This window comes from Mesorhizobium escarrei (assembly GCF_935825525.1).
Taxonomy (GTDB): Bacteria; Pseudomonadota; Alphaproteobacteria; order Rhizobiales; family Rhizobiaceae; genus Mesorhizobium; species Mesorhizobium escarrei.
Genome location: NZ_CAKXZT010000139.1, coordinates 1 through 16,425, shown reverse-complemented (window position 1 = coordinate 16,425; position 16,425 = coordinate 1). Strand labels below are relative to the sequence as shown.

The following is a 16,425-nucleotide window of genomic DNA, read 5'->3' as shown; positions in this document are numbered from 1 at the left end:
AGTGCTGATTCCCTGGTGGCCTGACTGAGAAGTCGCCATGACCCCGCCCCTTCAATCTTCGCTGCATCGCGCACAGATCGACCGAACCGACGCCTTTCTGCACGACCTTACTGCCCGGGTCTCACCGGCCATCGCATGAACTGCACCGTCTGCGAATGCGACTGATGGTGCTATGTCAGTTTGACTCGGACCATGGCAATTCGGCCACATTTGACGGCGGCTGGCAGGCACCCGAGCCGCTGGATCGTGACGGTCACGCCCGGACCACGCCTTCTGATATTCCGGGCACGGACGATGGAGTTGCCGCGCGTCGATTCAATTGGTCGTGGCTGCGCCCTTCTCCGCAAGCGCATGCGCGCGGATTTCGGATAGCGACAGCGTCGGGGTGAGCGCCTCGGGGTCGATCAGACAGTGAAGGATGGCAGGCTTGCCAGAGACCACCGCCCGCTCGAAGGCGGGAATGAAGTCTTCCGTAGAGCGTACCGTCTCGCCATGACCGCCGAAGGCCTTCGCATAGGCGGCGAAATCGGGGTTCTTCAGATCGGTTCCGCTGACGCGGCCGGGATATTCCCGCTCCTGATGCATTCGGATGGTGCCGTACATTCCGTTGTCCACCAGGACGACAATGATGGGGGCATCATACTGGACAGCTGTCGCGAATTCCTGCCCGTGCATCATGAAACAGCCATCGCCGGCAAAGGCCACCACGATCCGATCGGGATAATGCAGCTTGGCCGAAACTGCCGCCGGCACGCCATAGCCCATCGAGCCGGACGTCGGCGCTAGCTGCGTGCCAAACTGCCGAAACCGATGGAAGCGATGCACCCAACTCGCGTAGTTTCCCGCACCGTTGCAGAGGATGGCATCTGCCGGAAGGCGATTGCGAAGGTAATCCATGACGGCTCCCATCTGCAGCGAACCCGGCGTCACGATCTTGGCCGGATCGCTGTAGGACAGATAGGAGGCGCGTGCCTCGCGCGTGGTCTGCGCCCACGGAGCGGCCACCCTTGGGCGCATCCCAACAACGCTTTCCACAAACGCATCAGGGGCGCAGGCCAATCCAAGGGTCGGCCGGTAGACGCGGCCGAGTTCAGTTGGATCTGGATGAACATGCAATAACTTGCGATGGTCCGTGGCGCTGAGCAGGGAATAGCCCTGGCTCGGCATTTCGGACAGCCGGTCACCGATCAGCAGGATGAGATCAGCCGCCGAAATGAGCCTCAGCAGCGCCGGATTGGGGCCAACCCCGAGATCACCCACATAATTCGGATGCTCGGCGTCGAACAGCATCTGACGGCGGAACGACACAATGACGGGGAGATCGAAAGCCTCGGCAAAGGTCTGGAAGTGCGCCACTGCATCGGGAGTCCAACGGCTGCCGCCGAGGATGGCGACCGGGTACCGGGCCTCAGCCAACAGCGCTTCCAGCCTGCTGATCTGGGCGGCGGAAGGATAGGTCGCGATGCCTTCCATCGGCGGGATCGTTTCGACCGTAGCCTCTTCAGTCAGGATGTCTTCCGGCAGCCCAACGACCACCGGACCGGGGCGCCCGCAGCGAGCGGTATGGAAGGCGCGAGATACGAATTCGGGAATCCGTTTGGTATCCTCGATCTCGGTCGCCCATTTCGCCAGCGGCGTGAAAGCCGCGCGGTAGTCGAGTTCCTGGAACGCCTCACGGCCGATGAAGAATCGCTCTACCTGGCCGACAAAAAGCAGCATTGGTGTGGCGTCCTGCTGCGCAATGTGGACGCCGGCCGAAGCATTCGTCGCCCCAGGCGCGCGAGTAACAAAACAGACGCCCGACTTACCGGTCAGCTTGCCGTAGGCCTCCGCCATCATCGCGGCTCCACCCTCCTGACGGCAGACGATGACAGCGATCCCGGAGTCGTGAAGCGCGTCGAGAACGGCCAGATAACTTTCACCGGGAACGCAAAATACGCGCTCGACCCCCTCCGCAAGCAGTTGATCGACGAGGATTTCACCTCCGCTACGGGCTATGGGCATTGAATTCCTACCGTCTTTCTTTCGGACGAACCTGCCAGTTGGCGGTAGATTGCTCTGTTTCGGACCGGTTTCAGGCAATGCTCAGGAGCGAAACCGCACCCAGCGACGCCGACGCCCAGACGCGACTACCTCAACCACGATGATGCCGAAGAATGCCACAGTTTGACGACCACCCTATGAAATTGTATTTCACACTGTGAATTTCGTGAAGGCATTGGGAGTTGCCGCCGTATCAGGAGTCGCAACTGCTTGCAGGTAAACCCCTAAGGGGCAGCCCGATGAGCGGCACGCGCCAATGGCCGACGTTAAAAATCTTTGTCGCTCAAATCGAGAGGTTCTTCGATTCTCCAGCTTCGCTTCGCGGCGGTTTCAGACCGTCAGGCGATCGCAGGCCGATTTGATGCGCGACATCGCCGCCTTGAGGTGCTCCATCGACGCGACGTAGGAGATGCGGAAGTAGCCCGGGGCACCGAAAGCACTGCCCGGGATCACCGCCACATTCGCTGCCATCAGCAGGTAGACCGCCAAAGACGAGTCGGTCTCGATGACGTCATCTTCCAGCGTCTTCCGCCCGATCAACCCGGAGCAGTTTGCGAAGGCGTAGAACGCCCCCTCCGGCAGCCGGCAGGAAATGCCATCGATGGCGTTGAGTGCGCCCACGACGAAATTGCGCCGATCTTCGAAGACCTTCTGCCGTTCGTCCATCCCCGCCCGCGGTCCGCTCAGTGCCTCCACCGCGGCCGCCTGGCTGACCGAACTCGGGCAAGAGGTCGATTGGCTTTGAACGACGGCCATAGCCTTGATCAGATCGCTCGGCCCGGCTGCGAAACCGATGCGCCAGCCAGTCATTGCATAGGCCTTGGAAACGCCGTTGACCGTTAGGGTGCGGTTCCTCAGTTCCGGTTCGAGCGCGACGGGCGTCACGAAGCTGCGCCCATCGTACAGAATATGCTCATAGATGTCGTCGACCAGCAGCCAGACACCCGTGTAACGCAGCAGGACATCAAGCAGTGGCCGATAATCGTCGGCCGCATAAGCCGCGCCAGTCGGATTACCGGGGGAATTGATCATGACCCAGCGCGTCCGAGGCGTAATTGCCCGCTCAAGCTGGTCGGCGGTAATTCGGAAGCTGATCGCCTCCGCGCATTCCACCAAAACCGGCACGCCACCCGCGATCTTCACTATGTCGGCGTAGGACACCCAGTAAGGCGTGGGAATGATCACCTCGTCGCCTTCATTGAGGGTCGCCATCATGGCGTTGAAGAGGATCTGCTTGGCGCCAGCGGCAACGGCAATTTCGTTCGTTTCGAAAGAGATCCCGTTTTCCCGAAGGAATTTGTTCCTGATCGCCGCCTTCAGATCGGGAGTGCCGTCAAGACTGGTATATTTCGTGTCGCCACGCGCGATTGCTGTACAGGCGGCATCCTTGATGTTCTGAGGCGTATCAAAATCTGGTTCACCAGCCCCCAGAGAAATGACACTGAGTCACTTACGGGACAGTTCGGATGCGAGGGTAGAAATACGAAGGATTTCGGACACGCCGATTGACGAAATCCGATCTGCCCGCTTGAATCCTTCAATATTTCCCTCGGTCATTTTGTCGTCTTGCTCATCGCTTGTTTCGCATAGGCTGCCGCAGGCCGAGCAGCGCACCGGCTCAGTTCGGGCTGACGAGCCGCGAATGGGTTTCCTTCAGGCTCAGCAGCCCGACCAGGGCCACCTTCGCCTGCCACTTGTGATGGCGCCCGCACACCTCCTTCAGATCGCACGGCGAGATGGAGAGTCTCCGTGTTCGCCAGATCGCAACCGATCCCTTCTCCAGCCACGAGCCCACTTACCACGGCGGGGCCCTTCATCAGCCGATCGCAGGAAACGCGGCGCCTACACGGGCGCAGCAGGCGACCGACCCATCGCGTTACACGTTGAACTCAACGCCCTGCGCTAGGGGCAGGGTCGTTCCGTAGTTGATCGTATTGGTCGCGCGCCGCATGTAGCCACGCCAAGCGTCGGAGCCGCATTCGCGGCTACCGCCGGTCTCCTTTTCGCCGCCAAAGGCGCCACCAATCTCTGCACCCGATGGCCCGATGTTCACGTTGACTATGCCGCAGTCCGAGCCGCGGACCGAAAGGAAGGTTTCCGTTTCACGCATGTTCAGGGTGAAGATCGCGGAAGACAGGCCCTGTGATACTGAATTGTTCAGCGCGATGGCTTCGTCCAAGACCGAGTACTTCAGTACATACAGGACAGGAGCGAACGTCTCGTGCAGCATGGGGCCGTCTTGGACCGGCATCTCGATCAGCGCAGGGCGTGCATAGTACGCATTGTCAGCGCCTGTTGACACGCGCTCGCCGCCGGTCACGGTCCCGCCAATGGCTTTCGCTTCTGCGATCGCGTGCTGCATCGCATGGAACGCGCCCCGGTCGATGAGTGGCCCCACTAGCGTTCCGTCCTCCAGCGGGCTTCCAACCTTGATCGAACTGTAGGCGGCCTTCAGGCGGGTCACGATGGTTTCATAAACCGACTCGTGCACGAACAGGCGACGAAGGGTTGTGCAACGCTGCCCCGCCGTGCCCATTGCAGCAAATGCCGCAGCCCGAACGGTAATGTCGAGGTCGGCGCTCGGCGTGACGATGGCGGCGTTGTTACCACCCAGTTCCAAGATCGAACGGCCAAAGCGATGTGCCACACGCATGCCGACTTGGCGTCCCATCATCGTGGAGCCGGTGGCCGATATCAGCGGCACCTTCGGGCTTTCGACCAAAGCTTCGCCGATATCGCGCAGCCCCAGAACCATGCTCACGAGGCCTTTCGGAAGCGGGCCGTTGGCCTCTTGATAGCGCTTCATTGCTCGCTCCATCATCGCTTGCGCCGCGATGGCGCTCAGGGACGATTTCTCGGAAGGCTTCCAGATCACGGAGTTGCCGCATACCAATGCGATGACCGCGTTCCACGACCACACGGCCATTGGGAAGTTGAACGCTGTAATGATCCCAACGGGACCCAGCGGGTGCCAATTCTCCATGATACGGTGATCAGGCCGCTCGGTAGCGATTGTCAGACCGTAAAGCTGTCGCGACAGGCCAACCGCGAAGTCGCAGATGTCGATCATCTCCTGGACTTCACCCTGCCCCTCCGAAATGACCTTGCCGACTTCGACGGAGATGATCCGCCCCAGTTCCTTCTTATTCGCCCGAAGCTCTTCGCCGAAAAGGCGGATCAACTCACCCCGCTTGGGGGCGGGAACCGACCGCCAGACCATGAACGCGGCGACGGACTCGTCAATCGCCTTGCTAACCTCGCCGATTGTCGCCACCGGGAGTTCGCAGATCTGCTCGCCGGTGACCGGCGAGGATGCCGGAAAAACCTGCGCGGAAGCGGCGGTCGGAAGTTCGACCTGGACCGTGGACAGAAGGGAACGCATCTCGTTGCTTAGCGACATTTTGGACCTTCTCTTGCTTAGTGCCACCAGCAGAAAACCAGGCACTTTCCCGGTTTTCCCGATGCAGTTTCTTTCGACGGTTGATGCCTGGCATCGCGGTTTGTCGTATATTTCAGCTCGATGAAGGACCCAGTTTTCAAAACACAAATTCAACCAATCTCAGTTGCGTTCGAAAGACTGCCTAGGCCACGAGCCCACTACGCTGAGTTGCCTGTCGGCGACCGGCGCCCGAAGCCTGCTCTTACCTCGCCGATCCGTCTGAGGTACGAAATTACAGTACCTGCCCCATCTGTAAATGAAGCAACTTTTCACGTGATGAATTTGGCCATCGACCGATGAGGCAGTGCGGCGCCAACTCGGCGGCTGCCGAATTGCCCAACAGCGAGGTCCAGGTGCCCGATGCCGTCGAGCTCGTGGCGTAGAGAGCGGCTTGACGTCGATGCCTTCCGCCGTGCGCCAGACAAGCATGTCGGGCGAGGCTTTGAGCTCGCGCTCAGCGAGTCTTTGCCAGGAGGCGAGATCGGGCTTGCCGGTCATGAGGGTATCCCGAAAATCTCCGGCCATCTGTGGTCGCGCCAGATACCAGAATGGTCGCGGACCCGGCGAAGGTAAAACGAATCGGAACCCGCATGTCTTTTCCTTGCCTGTTGCTGCCGAGAAACTCTACCCATTCCTCACTGTAAGTCAGCAGTTGACGTCATCGCTCATCTAGTGAGCCACCAATTGAGGTGCCTTGCTATGTGCCCCGCGACAGGCCCAAGGCTTCTTCGTCAAGGTCAGTACCGACCTGTTCGGCGACCTGCTGGAGCGGGCGCAACAGCGTTTTGATGCCAGAATCCATCGACATTGCCTTGCGCAGAAACATAACGTTCAGCGACGCCACGACTTGACCGGCCGCCATTACCGGCACACCAATGCCCCATATCGCACCCTCATAAATCGTATCCAGGTATTCGCGGTCGGAAACCGAGTAACCACGAGCGCGCGTCTGTTTGAGTAACTTGGTGGTGCCGGCCCGATCCTTGGCCAATTCATCGAGCGGATTCTTTGAAAGCCTAAGCGCCTGCAAGATGCGCTCCTGTTCGTCCGCCGGACAGAACGCAAGATAGGCGCGGCCAAGGGCGCTGAGCAGCATCGGTGCTCGGGCGCCGGGCTTTCGGTTCAGAGAGAGTGTTCCGAACTCCCGGTTTGTGGCAGCGATGACCATTGCATCGCCATCGAATATGCCGAAATCGGAGGGCCAACCAACCTTGCGCCGGAACACGTTCAGAATCGGAGCCGCCTTGGCCGTCATTCGCGCATGAACTTGCAGACCATTACTGAGCAAAAGACACTTGCCAGTTGCAGTGTACGTTGCCGCGCCGTCCTCCCTCGCGACATAGCCGGCGTTTATCAAGGTCTCCACCATCCGCAACACCGTGGCTTTCGGGATGCCGGTCTGCCGGTGAATCTCGGCGACAGAGGCATGATCGAGTTGATTAACCAAGCGCAGCACTTCGAGGGCGCGCAGGACGGCGGTAACGGGATCAAAAGCTGGCATGAACATCTCTCTGTGACGAAGGTGGCCAACCAATAGTACGATTCAACAAGCTGCTTCAAAGCTTCGTTCATCGTCGCCTGGCCGACCAACGCTTTGCGATCACAAGAGGATAATTCTATTTGCTCACAAGACCGCGATTTTTTGGGATCCGAGCCATTTCCCCAAGTAGCACCTTCTCGGTGTTCGCCGCGTAAAGGCGGATCACGCCGGCAGGAAAGCGGTGTATGGGAAAGCCGGAACTGCGCGCATAGAGGGCGACTTATGAACGAAATTCGCAGATGCGGATGTTCAAGTGCACTGCCGAATGAACGTCGGTTGGGGGCACACGGAGCAAAGCCAGCAAATTCGACACGCGGCGACTGAGTTTCGAGATTGTGGGGTTAGTCCAGGGACCACAGCGGGCAAAAGGCGGCGTACGTTCAGGTGATCGTGTAAGCCGCTTGGTCCGGGAGCATCGTCATCATAGCAATTACAGGATGCGGCAGCAGGTTGAACGGCGGCCTTAGCTAAGATCAATCGGCGGCAACAGGTTACGCCGCGCCCAATCTTTGGCCTCGGCCAAACGCTCTCCCAGAAAAATCATCTCCAGATAGACAAGCAATCGTCCTGGGCGCCCATCGGAGGCAACTCGGTAGAGATGCGTCCAAGCCCCATAGCGCCGATGTACAACAACATACAAGAAGCTGGGTTGCTTGGCGTGCGATCCCACCCCCGCCTGATCACCCGTTGCCGTCTCGCAAACAGTGACGAAGTGCGCCTCATCCTCGGGATTAAGAAGAAGCGCGAGGTTCGGATCGGGTGAGCCGCCCGTATGCTGAGTGTTCACGAAGCTAAACAGTGTCGAACATCGCGACTCCGCGCGGAAGCAGCGGCGCCGCAAACGGGCTGTTCGCAAACTCGATGAAATCGGCCTCCTCCTGCTTGACAAATCCCCGCTGCGGGAGCTTTCCACGTAGAAACATGTCGATGACAGCGCAGATGCCCGCCGCTGTCATGATCTCGACGGCCGTTTCGCCTTCCCTGCCTGTTCCCTGGTATGCCTGCGAGAAAACACGTCGGGTTCGCCGTCCCTTGACATCACCCTCGACCGCAACCTGCATGACCAGAAGATCGTCATAGACATCGGGAAGAGCGCGGTTGAGCAGATCCACAAGATCCTTCTCCCGGTCTTTGAAGCGGAGGTCTTCGAGCAGGAACCGCATCAACTCACAGTGGCCTGGATAGCGCATTGATTTGTAGTTGAGGTTCGGCACCGTCTCGCCAAATGTCTCACAAAGCGAACCGATGCAGCCAGATGTGTTGAACGCTTCCCACTCGGCGCCATCAATCACCCGGCGCTCGAGACCCTCCATTGGCTTTAGCTCTACCAATTTGCCGTTCTCGATCGCTTGGCACGGATGGATGTATTCGTGCACGACGCCTTCGGTAGACCACATAACACCATAGCCTAGACGGTTCGCCTTGTTTTGCGGCACGCAGCCGGCGCGCAATTCCAGACTCTCTACCCGCTCCAATTGGCGAACGAGGTGACCGGCAACGACACAAAGAAACCCTGGAGCAAACCCACATTGCGGCATGAATACCGTCTCGGCGTCGACTGCCAGCGCGCGAATGGCGTTCGCAGCTACAGCGCTCTCTGTCAGATCGAAATAGTGGACGCGCCGCTCCTTTGCGACCCTGGCAATACCCAGATTGAGATAGTGAGGAGATGCGCTGACCACGATGTCGTGCTCGCTCATGACCTCTCCGAGTGCGCGCAGATCGGATGCATCCACGTGGCGGAACATCATGTCCTCCCCGAGGTAGGGCGAACGAACGCGGTCCGTGACCGTCACTTGGTGCCCGCCGACGTTTTTGAGGTTAGCTGCCACGCGGCGCCCCACCTTACCTGCACCAACCACGAGCACCGATGCCATAACACCCTCTACGCTTGAGTAACTCCCTGACGGGATGAAGATCACACTCACCTTCTTAGGTCAATAGATGAAATACTAGTTCACCTAGTGAACCTCACAGACAGCAGTCAGTCACGTGTTCTGGGTTGGTCGATCCTCCATTCCGTGCGGTCGGGTGCCATCAGGCGAAGCTAGCTGACCGCCAGCGCCGTCGGCGCTAAAGATGAGGTGGCCCAGAAAAGGACTTGAAGAGCAACGCTCGCGCCCAAGCGACGGTGCCATCCAGCTCTTGTCAAATCTCGACCGACGTGACCTTGGTCAGTTCGTCACGGGTTGCCGTTAAATAGATCTCTGCATTATTGGAAAATGACGGGCCTAAATATCCGCCCTCCTGGATAAGGGCAGTGGGGAGCCCGAGGCGCACAATTTCGCGCGCCATCGTGTCGAAACCGGAGCCGGTCATCTTCACCACTGACAGAGGGTCGTCCTCCGCCATGTCGAAACCGAGCGAGACGACCAGTGCTTCGGCGCGAAAATCGCCGATCGCTCGCAGCCCTTCCTCGAGACGTTCAAGAATTCTGTGCACGCCAACGCCGGGCTTGAGGATTAGATTCAGCGTAGTGCCTTGGCCATCGCTTTCCCCGCGATCGTCCTCATAGCCCACATAATAGGTCGGGAAAGCGGCAGGATCGACGTGCAGCGAGCAGACAAAGACGTCGCCCCGCTGATAAAAGATATCGATTGTGCCATTGCCTGTATGGATATCGATGTCGAGAATGGCGATTTTCGCGTATTTCTCGCGTAGTTTCTGCGCCGCGATCGCGGCATTGTTGAATGCGCAGAAGCCGTTGGAGGCGTCGCGCGCTGCATGGTGTCCCGGCGGTCGGCAAAGCGCGTAGACCATGCGTTCGCCATTCATCACACGATCCGCAACCTCGATGGCCGTCTGCGCCGACCAGTAAATCGCATCCCAGGTCCCTTCCGTCAGTGGCACGGAGGTATCGGTAGCGTACCAGCCTAGTTGGCCGAAGATCGACGCGGAAGGCCGTCCTGTTCTGCGTCCGGGATGGCAGTTGGGGATCGGTTCGGCATCGCCCGCTGCTTCGCGCCAACGCCCATATGCATCCTTCCAGAAGTCGACATAGGCAGCTGCATGCACAGCCTTGATCGGCGCCTCACCAAAATCGCGCGGGCGCTCGATGGGGAAGCCGTTGCGCGTGAGCACATCGCGGATGAGAATGGCACGCTCGGCTTGTTCGGGATGCGGCACATACTCACCGCGGCGAAAATAGCGTTGCGGCCTGTGAAGTAATTGGCGTTCGTCAAAGATCGCTTTCATCAGCACTCTTCCTCTCGATGGCTTCTGCCGGTGTGCGGCCGCTGGTATGTCGCCGGCTGCCTGGCGAACGTTCGGCAAGAAAGGCTCGCCTGATGCGGCGCAGTGAGCGAACGCTCATCGCGCTACAAGGTATTTTCGGTGGCAGCGGCTGGCGGCTGGCGGCTGGACAAAGCTCACCAGTATCCAGCGCATCGCGTAGATCCTCGTTCACGATATCCCCATTACTTCGAACTGAATGAGTGCTTCGCCTTTGATCCCCTGAACTCCGTTTCTCATCGCCGATGTCTGTCTGTTGAAAAGGAAATTGCACTTCACGGTCTTTTCTGTAAATGGATCGGCATTTCACATGATGAAACGCTTTTTTATTGCGAGCGGGAGCATTTCGGCTGTACGTCCGGAGCATAGGACAGAACAAGAAAACGAGGGAGACAGTCCGAAATGACGATATCGAAACGTTCGCTGTTGGCGGCGGTAGCGCTGTTTGCCACGGTAGGTTCCGCCACCGCGGGCGCAATGATCGGGAATTGTGAACTCTCGGGCCAGAAAGGATCGATCCCCGTCACCAGCCCGGCCAAAGCAGGCCAGTTAACCGTGGAATATGCACCACCTGCACCGGTCTGGTGGAATGGCGATACGCCGGAATCGGTCAAGGACGGCATGGAATATTGCATGGCCGCCGAAATCGCCTGGCGGGCCGGTTACGACAAGCTCGAAGTGGTCAGTACCAGCTGGGACGCGCTGATCTCTGGCCAGACCTCCGGCTTCGATCTCGCCATGTCGCAGATCTCGATCACCGAGGAACGCAAGAAAGTACATGACTTTTCGGTGCCCTACTTCAATTCGGACATCGGCGTCCTGACCCGCGCTGACGCACCCGTCGACGAGAAGTCGCTCAAATCCGCCAAGGTCGGCGTGCAGCAGTCAACGACGGGTGCCGCGTTCGCCGCCGACACGCTGGGCCTCACCGACGTTCAGGTCTATTCCGACCAGGGCGGCCTGTTCACCGCATTGCGTGCGGGCCAGATAGATGTGGCGTTGAACGATACCTCGCTCGTACTTGCTGAAGAAGCCGCCAACCCCGGCAAGGTCGCGGTGATCGGCCAATACAAGACCCGCGAGACCTACGGCGCCATCTATCAGAAGGGCAACTCCAACAACCCCACCATCGACAGGATCATTCAGTCGATGGTCGACGACGGGACGATCAGCAAGTTGGGAGCGAAATATCTAGCCGCCGCTTGGGGCAAGGACCCCGCCACGGTTCCCTATTTCAATCGCTGATCGCAACGCACTGTTATCCCGGGTTATCCCGGCTCCGGCCGGGATAAACTTTCCCTATGACCGATTTCCCCGCACCCTCTCAACATCTGCCGCGCCGTTCCGACGGATTTTCCGTCGCCGCGATGCTCTTCGCCGGGCTTTGCGTGTTGGCCGCCTTTGGCACGACCCGGCTGATGCGCGGAGCGCTCACCGGACTGGGCGTCTACGCTTCGGCATGGGAAATTGTCTTCGGTCTGACGATCGCTGGTTCCGGCACATTGTTCTGGCCGGCGCTGCGCTCGCTTGTTGTCACTGCCAAGGCCCGCGCCGCCCGTGCCCGCAACGACATCGTCGAGCTTCGGATCGAGACGGCAGCCGCCAAGGACCATGCCTTTATCACCTTCGGCTGGGGCGCCTTCGCGCTCTGCATCTTTGGCTTCATCAGCTTCGTTCTTACCAACGACGCGGCTGTCGGAAAGACATTCTTTCTGCTGCCGCTGATCCAGGCGAAGTGGTGGCTGGTCACCAAGCAGTTCCTCCTCAACAACCTCTTCATCTTCGTTGCCACCGAGATCTTGGTGCTGGTCTGGGGCTTGATGGTGGCGCTGGCCAGGCTCATTCCCGGAAAAGCGGGCCGACCGATCCGGGCGCTCGCCATCATCTACTGTGACGTGTTTCGTGGCATCCCGGCCATCGTGACGCTGTATCTGATTGGCTTCGGTATTCCGACCTCTGGCCTCTCCGACTTGATCGTTCCGCATATCGTGGGATTGTTCATCGATCTCTCGGCCATGTCGGTGGCGGAGGTCAGGGCCGTGACACGCATTCCGGTGAGTTGGTGGTGCGTGCTGGCGCTGACGCTCACCTATGGCGCTTATGTGGCGGAAGTCTACCGCGCCGGCATCGAGAGCATCCACTGGAGCCAGGTCTCGGCGGCGCGATCGCTCGGCCTCTCCTACATCCAGACCATGCGCTATGTGATCGTGCCCCAGGCGGTACGTCGGATCATGGCGCCGCTGCTCAACGACTTCATCGGCCTGCAGAAGGACACGGCCCTTGTCCAGGTCGTGGGCGTGGTCGATGCCTTCAACCAGTCCCGCATCATCGCCGCCAATGCCTTCAATCTCTCGGCGGTCACCATCGTGGCGATCCTCTTTGTGCTGATTACCATTCCCCAGGCCCGTTTCGTCGACAAGCTGACCGAGCGCGACAACGCGCGCATGCGGGCGGGGGGCTGAGGTGGCGTTTCTGGAAATCAAGGGCGTTCACAAGGAATTCGGCGCCTTTCAGGTGCTGCGCGGCGTCAATCTGGATGTCATCGAGCATCAGGTCGTCTGCCTCATCGGCCCTTCGGGCTGCGGCAAGTCCACGTTGCTCCGCTGCATCAACGGGCTAGAGAAAATCCAGGGCGGCGAGATCAGGCTCGAGGACGATCGGGTTTCAGGACCGGGCATCGATGGGGACAAGCTTCGCCAGAACGTCGGCATCGTATTCCAGAGCTTCAACCTGTTTCCGCACATGAGCGTCATCGAGAACGTAACGCTGGCGCCGACCAAGGTTCTGAAAATGAGCAGGGTCGAGGCCGAGGCAAAGGCCATGGTGCTGCTGAAGCGCATCGGACTTGAGGCCAAGGCCCGCGAGTATCCCGACCGGCTTTCCGGCGGCCAGCAGCAGCGCGTCGCCATCGTGCGTGCGCTCGCCATGGAACCGAAGCTGATGCTGCTCGACGAAATCACTTCGGCACTCGATCCCGAACTGGTTTCGGAAGTCTTGAACATCGTGCGCGATCTCGCCAAGCAAGGCATGACCATGCTGCTGGCAACCCATGAAATGGGTTTCGCAAAGGAAGTGGCCTCGAAGGTGTGTTTTCTCTATGAGGGCGTGGTCCACGAGGAGGGACCGCCCGCCCAGATCTTCGGCGATCCCAAGGAGGAGCGCACCCGCGCTTTCCTCAAGCGCATTATCGAGGCCGGACGGCTATAGCAGGAACGCTCGGGGCGTGGTGCCTTCCGCATCGTTTTCAACCTGAGCAGCCACCCGGCATTGGCGCCGTGCGCGGGTTTCTCGCCAGATGGCCTGCCACTGGGCATGCAAATGGTCGGACGAATGGGAGAAGGACGAAACCCTGCTCGCGGTTGCCGAAGCATTTCAGCAGGCGACCGACTGGCACTTGCGCCATCCTGGCGTGTTCGAAGCCATCGACGGCTCCGTCTATCTTCCCTGATGCCTAAGCGGTTTGGCTTCCTCCCGCCGGACAATACGCCGCCTCAGCGAGCATATCGTCGAACGGCCTCGACCTTCCAGGCGCAATCCAGCGACAGCCACGGTTGGCGACTGCGCCACGCGATCCCATACCTAACCGGCTGCAAAACTCGGGGACGACGAGGCAAAACCATCTTGAATGATGTCAGCGGTTCTTTGGACGTGTTCCTTGATGAGGCGCGTAGCGAGGGCCTTATCGCGGCTGATCGCGGCGGTGCAGATCGCCAGATGCTCGGCGGCGATGTCGCGGTCGCCGTGATCGAGGGGGACGGAAAGAAATGCGACCTGCATCTCTTCCCAGTCCGGCGGCACCTTGAAATCTTAAATTAAGTGCTTTTGGAAACAACTGCCGCGTTCACCAAAGCCGGGACATCATGGACTCCAGCACGGCGAAGGACGCCTTTCGAAACGGGGCAATAACTGCCCTTCCCGAGAGATGGGTGACAGTTCATTCCGGAGACATGGGTTACACTTCCAGCCTTTGCGAGGAGAGCAAAGGTGCCTTGGCAGGAGTGCAACCTTATGGACGAGCGTCTCAAATTCGTAGCGCGGCTTCAGGATGGCGAGAAGATGGCGGTGGTCTGCCGGGAGTTCGGGATCTCGCGCAAGACCGGCTACAAGCTCATCAATCGCTACAATGACAGCGGGCTGGAAGGGCTGACTGACCGCTCACGGCGGCCTTACCGGCACGCCAATCAGCTTCCTTTCCAAATCGAGAAGCTGATTGTGCGTGCCAAGCAGGACAAGCCCAACTGGGGCGCGCCGAAGATCAGGGAGCGATTGGTGCGGCTCTATCCGGACGTTCATTGTCCGGCGATCTCGACGGTGCATGCGGTGCTCGACCGCCACGGCTTGGTCAAGCGCCGCAAGCGGCGACGCAACAGGGCCACGGGAACGCCGCTGTCTCACGTCGCCGCGCCCAATGAGTTGTGGTGCGCCGATTACAAGGGCGAGTTCATGCTGGCCGACCGGCGCAACGGAGAAACGCCAAGCTACGCTATTCTGCGATTTCCTTTCAATTTCCACTACTTAGGCCTTCTCAGTCACTTTTACGCGGCTCGCATGCTCAATGCTCCATGGCCTTGACGATTTCTTCAGTCATCTTCTTGCTCGTCGCCGAGCAGCATCATGGTGCTGTCCTTGTAGAACAGTGAGTTGTCGATGCCGGCATAGCCGGAGCCGAGCGAGCGCTTGACGAACAGGCAGGTGCGGGCCTTGTCGCGTCGAGGATCGGCATGCCCAAGCCATGGGCGTTCACCGGCGAGGACGAGGACGAGTTCTTTACTTGAGCGAGCGCGAGGTCGGGATCGCGCCAGGAGCGGTCATTCAATTTTTTCGATTGAATTACCGCGTTGACTGTTTTTAGCGGAAGTCAACGACAGGTCGAACCACGCAGGCATAGCCGGAGCATCGGATCAGTCGAGCCGCGGATAGGCTTTCGCCGTGAGAATGTCGGTTTCAGGGAAATGAAATTCGCTATTCGCCGACCGACATTGGGCGCATTGCCGCGATTGCGACCCTGGTGATCAAGACCTAGCGCAATCAAACGGCGTCAGCGGATCAGATTTCGCCGCCAGGCGGAGGGAGACGTGGCCTTCACGTGGCGGAACAGGCGAGCGAGCTGGCTCGGGCCCGAGAGGCCCACGTCGAGGGCGATCTCCGTGACGGACAAGTCCGTTAGCGCGAGCAGGCTTGCAGCGCGTTCCACACGGCGCTCCGAAATTTCCTCCAGAGGGGTCTTGCCGGTAGAGGCGCGGAAGGCGCGATGGAAATGTCCTTCCGAAAGGCCGAGCGGCTCGGCGAGGTCGCGGATGCGGATCACGCCCGAAAGCATCGCCTCGATACAATCGAAGGTCTGGCGCAGCTGCCTCGGTGTCAATGCCGGCGCCGCAGTGCGGGGACCGACATGGGATACCACCCTGCTGCGACTGACGAGATATTGCCCCAGTGCAAGCGACATCGCATCGCAATAGGTGCCGTCCAGCGAGCCGTCTTGCGTCGCAAGCATATGCATCTGCTGCACGAGCCCGAAGAGGAACGGCTCGTCGGTGCTGGCGAAAGGACCGACGCCGTCGAGGCGGATGCGTGCGAGCTCGGGGTCTATCGCAACTGCACCCCACTCCCAGCAGACTTTGTCGAGTTGCAGCCGCCGCTCACAGCCGGCCGGCAGGAAGGAGATCATACCTGGCGCGTCGCGGCCCTCATAGCGGAAGCCACCGTCGGTGGTGAAGGCGTGTCGCGCGGCGCCACCCTTGAGCGTCGCCATAAGCAGGTGATGGCGCGGCGCTATGTTTCCCTCTACCCGGGCAGTGAACGGACGCGTGGCGGATTCATACTGACCTCCCGCCCAGCCTAGGACCAGCCTGTCGCTCGGCGGCTGGTCGAAGTTCCATCTGGTTGCGGTGCCTGCGTCTGACATATCGGGACGATCCAGAAAGATGCGTCCCGCCAGTCTGCTACAGCAGGCCCCGGCTTGGGTAGAGGCGCGGAAGCGACAAAGCGCCGCCGGTTCAGCCGACGTCATAGGCACAGCGGAAGCCGATATAGACGACGTAGAAGGCGGACGGCTTCCACTGCATCGCGTCGGCGCGCATTTTGTCGACCCCGTACCACCACGAACCGCCGGCAGTGAGCGCCTGGCTGCCCTCTCGGTCGGCCAGCCTGTGTTTCGGCGTGGAATAAGGAC

Annotated in this window: 13 protein-coding genes and 3 pseudogenes; 6 read left to right on the top strand and 10 right to left on the bottom strand. The window is 59.8% G+C overall.

Annotation, left to right across the window (positions count from 1 at the left end):
• Positions 1-315: 315 nt before the first annotated feature.
• The 7 genes and pseudogenes from NMG80_RS21985 to NMG80_RS21955 all read right to left on the bottom strand — a co-directional run bounded on the left by NMG80_RS21985 (position 316) and on the right by NMG80_RS21955 (position 10,217).
• Positions 316-2,004 (bottom strand): thiamine pyrophosphate-binding protein, encoded by a 1,689-nt coding sequence (locus NMG80_RS21985; RefSeq protein WP_254020059.1) that lies wholly within the window; start codon positions 2,002-2,004, stop codon positions 316-318.
• 369 nt (positions 2,005-2,373) lie between these two features.
• Positions 2,374-3,600 (bottom strand): annotated as a pseudogene (locus tag NMG80_RS21980) (pyridoxal phosphate-dependent aminotransferase).
• A gap of 319 nt (positions 3,601-3,919) precedes the next feature.
• On the bottom strand, positions 3,920-5,443 hold the full coding sequence (amaB, locus tag NMG80_RS21975; RefSeq protein WP_254020058.1) for an L-piperidine-6-carboxylate dehydrogenase: 1,524 nt from the start codon (positions 5,441-5,443) through the stop codon (positions 3,920-3,922).
• A gap of 736 nt (positions 5,444-6,179) precedes the next feature.
• Positions 6,180-6,983 carry an IclR family transcriptional regulator domain-containing protein gene (locus NMG80_RS21970; protein ID WP_254020057.1) on the bottom strand — a complete coding sequence of 268 codons (804 nt, stop codon included), beginning with the start codon at positions 6,981-6,983 and terminating at the stop codon, positions 6,180-6,182.
• Positions 6,984-7,485: 502 nt separating this feature from the next.
• Entirely contained in the window at positions 7,486-7,809 is a 324-nt protein-coding gene (locus NMG80_RS21965; RefSeq protein WP_254020056.1) for a hypothetical protein, read from the bottom strand.
• 4 nt (positions 7,810-7,813) lie between these two features.
• On the bottom strand, positions 7,814-8,899 hold the full coding sequence (locus NMG80_RS21960; RefSeq protein WP_254020055.1) for a saccharopine dehydrogenase family protein: 1,086 nt from the start codon (positions 8,897-8,899) through the stop codon (positions 7,814-7,816).
• Positions 8,900-9,170: 271 nt separating this feature from the next.
• Complete coding sequence (locus tag NMG80_RS21955) at positions 9,171-10,217, bottom strand: histone deacetylase family protein (protein WP_254020072.1); 1,047 nt, start codon at positions 10,215-10,217, stop codon at positions 9,171-9,173.
• A gap of 102 nt (positions 10,218-10,319) precedes the next feature.
• Between NMG80_RS21955 and NMG80_RS21950 the strand changes: the two genes are divergently transcribed.
• From NMG80_RS21950 to NMG80_RS21930, 5 genes are all read left to right on the top strand, one after another.
• Entirely contained in the window at positions 10,320-10,622 is a 303-nt protein-coding gene (locus NMG80_RS21950) for a hypothetical protein (protein WP_254020054.1), read from the top strand.
• Between the two features lie 33 nt (positions 10,623-10,655).
• The gene (locus tag NMG80_RS21945) at positions 10,656-11,498 is read left to right on the top strand and encodes an ABC transporter substrate-binding protein (RefSeq protein ID WP_254020053.1); all 843 of its coding nucleotides are present in this window, start codon (positions 10,656-10,658) and stop codon (positions 11,496-11,498) included.
• A 56-nt stretch (positions 11,499-11,554) separates the two neighbouring features.
• On the top strand, positions 11,555-12,715 hold the full coding sequence (locus NMG80_RS21940) for an amino acid ABC transporter permease (protein ID WP_254020052.1): 1,161 nt from the start codon (positions 11,555-11,557) through the stop codon (positions 12,713-12,715).
• A 1-nt stretch (position 12,716) separates the two neighbouring features.
• Positions 12,717-13,460: an amino acid ABC transporter ATP-binding protein gene (locus NMG80_RS21935; RefSeq protein ID WP_254020051.1), complete on the top strand. Its 744-nt coding sequence runs from the start codon at positions 12,717-12,719 to the stop codon at positions 13,458-13,460.
• An 88-nt stretch (positions 13,461-13,548) separates the two neighbouring features.
• Entirely contained in the window at positions 13,549-13,701 is a 153-nt protein-coding gene (locus NMG80_RS21930; RefSeq protein ID WP_254020050.1) for a hypothetical protein, read from the top strand.
• A 131-nt stretch (positions 13,702-13,832) separates the two neighbouring features.
• Here the strand turns inward: NMG80_RS21930 and NMG80_RS21925 are convergent, their stop codons facing one another.
• Entirely contained in the window at positions 13,833-14,030 is a 198-nt protein-coding gene (locus NMG80_RS21925; protein WP_254020049.1) for a GntR family transcriptional regulator, read from the bottom strand.
• Between the two features lie 207 nt (positions 14,031-14,237).
• Between NMG80_RS21925 and NMG80_RS21920 the strand changes: the two are divergent.
• Positions 14,238-14,714: pseudogene (locus tag NMG80_RS21920) on the top strand (helix-turn-helix domain-containing protein); the annotation flags it as partial.
• A 91-nt stretch (positions 14,715-14,805) separates the two neighbouring features.
• Here NMG80_RS21920 and NMG80_RS21915 read toward each other — a convergent pair.
• Positions 14,806-14,982 (bottom strand): annotated as a pseudogene (locus tag NMG80_RS21915) (NAD(P)(+) transhydrogenase (Re/Si-specific) subunit beta); the annotation flags it as partial.
• 309 nt (positions 14,983-15,291) lie between these two features.
• Complete coding sequence (locus NMG80_RS21910; protein WP_254020048.1) at positions 15,292-16,158, bottom strand: AraC family transcriptional regulator; 867 nt, start codon at positions 16,156-16,158, stop codon at positions 15,292-15,294.
• Between the last annotated feature and the right edge of the window lie 267 nt (positions 16,159-16,425).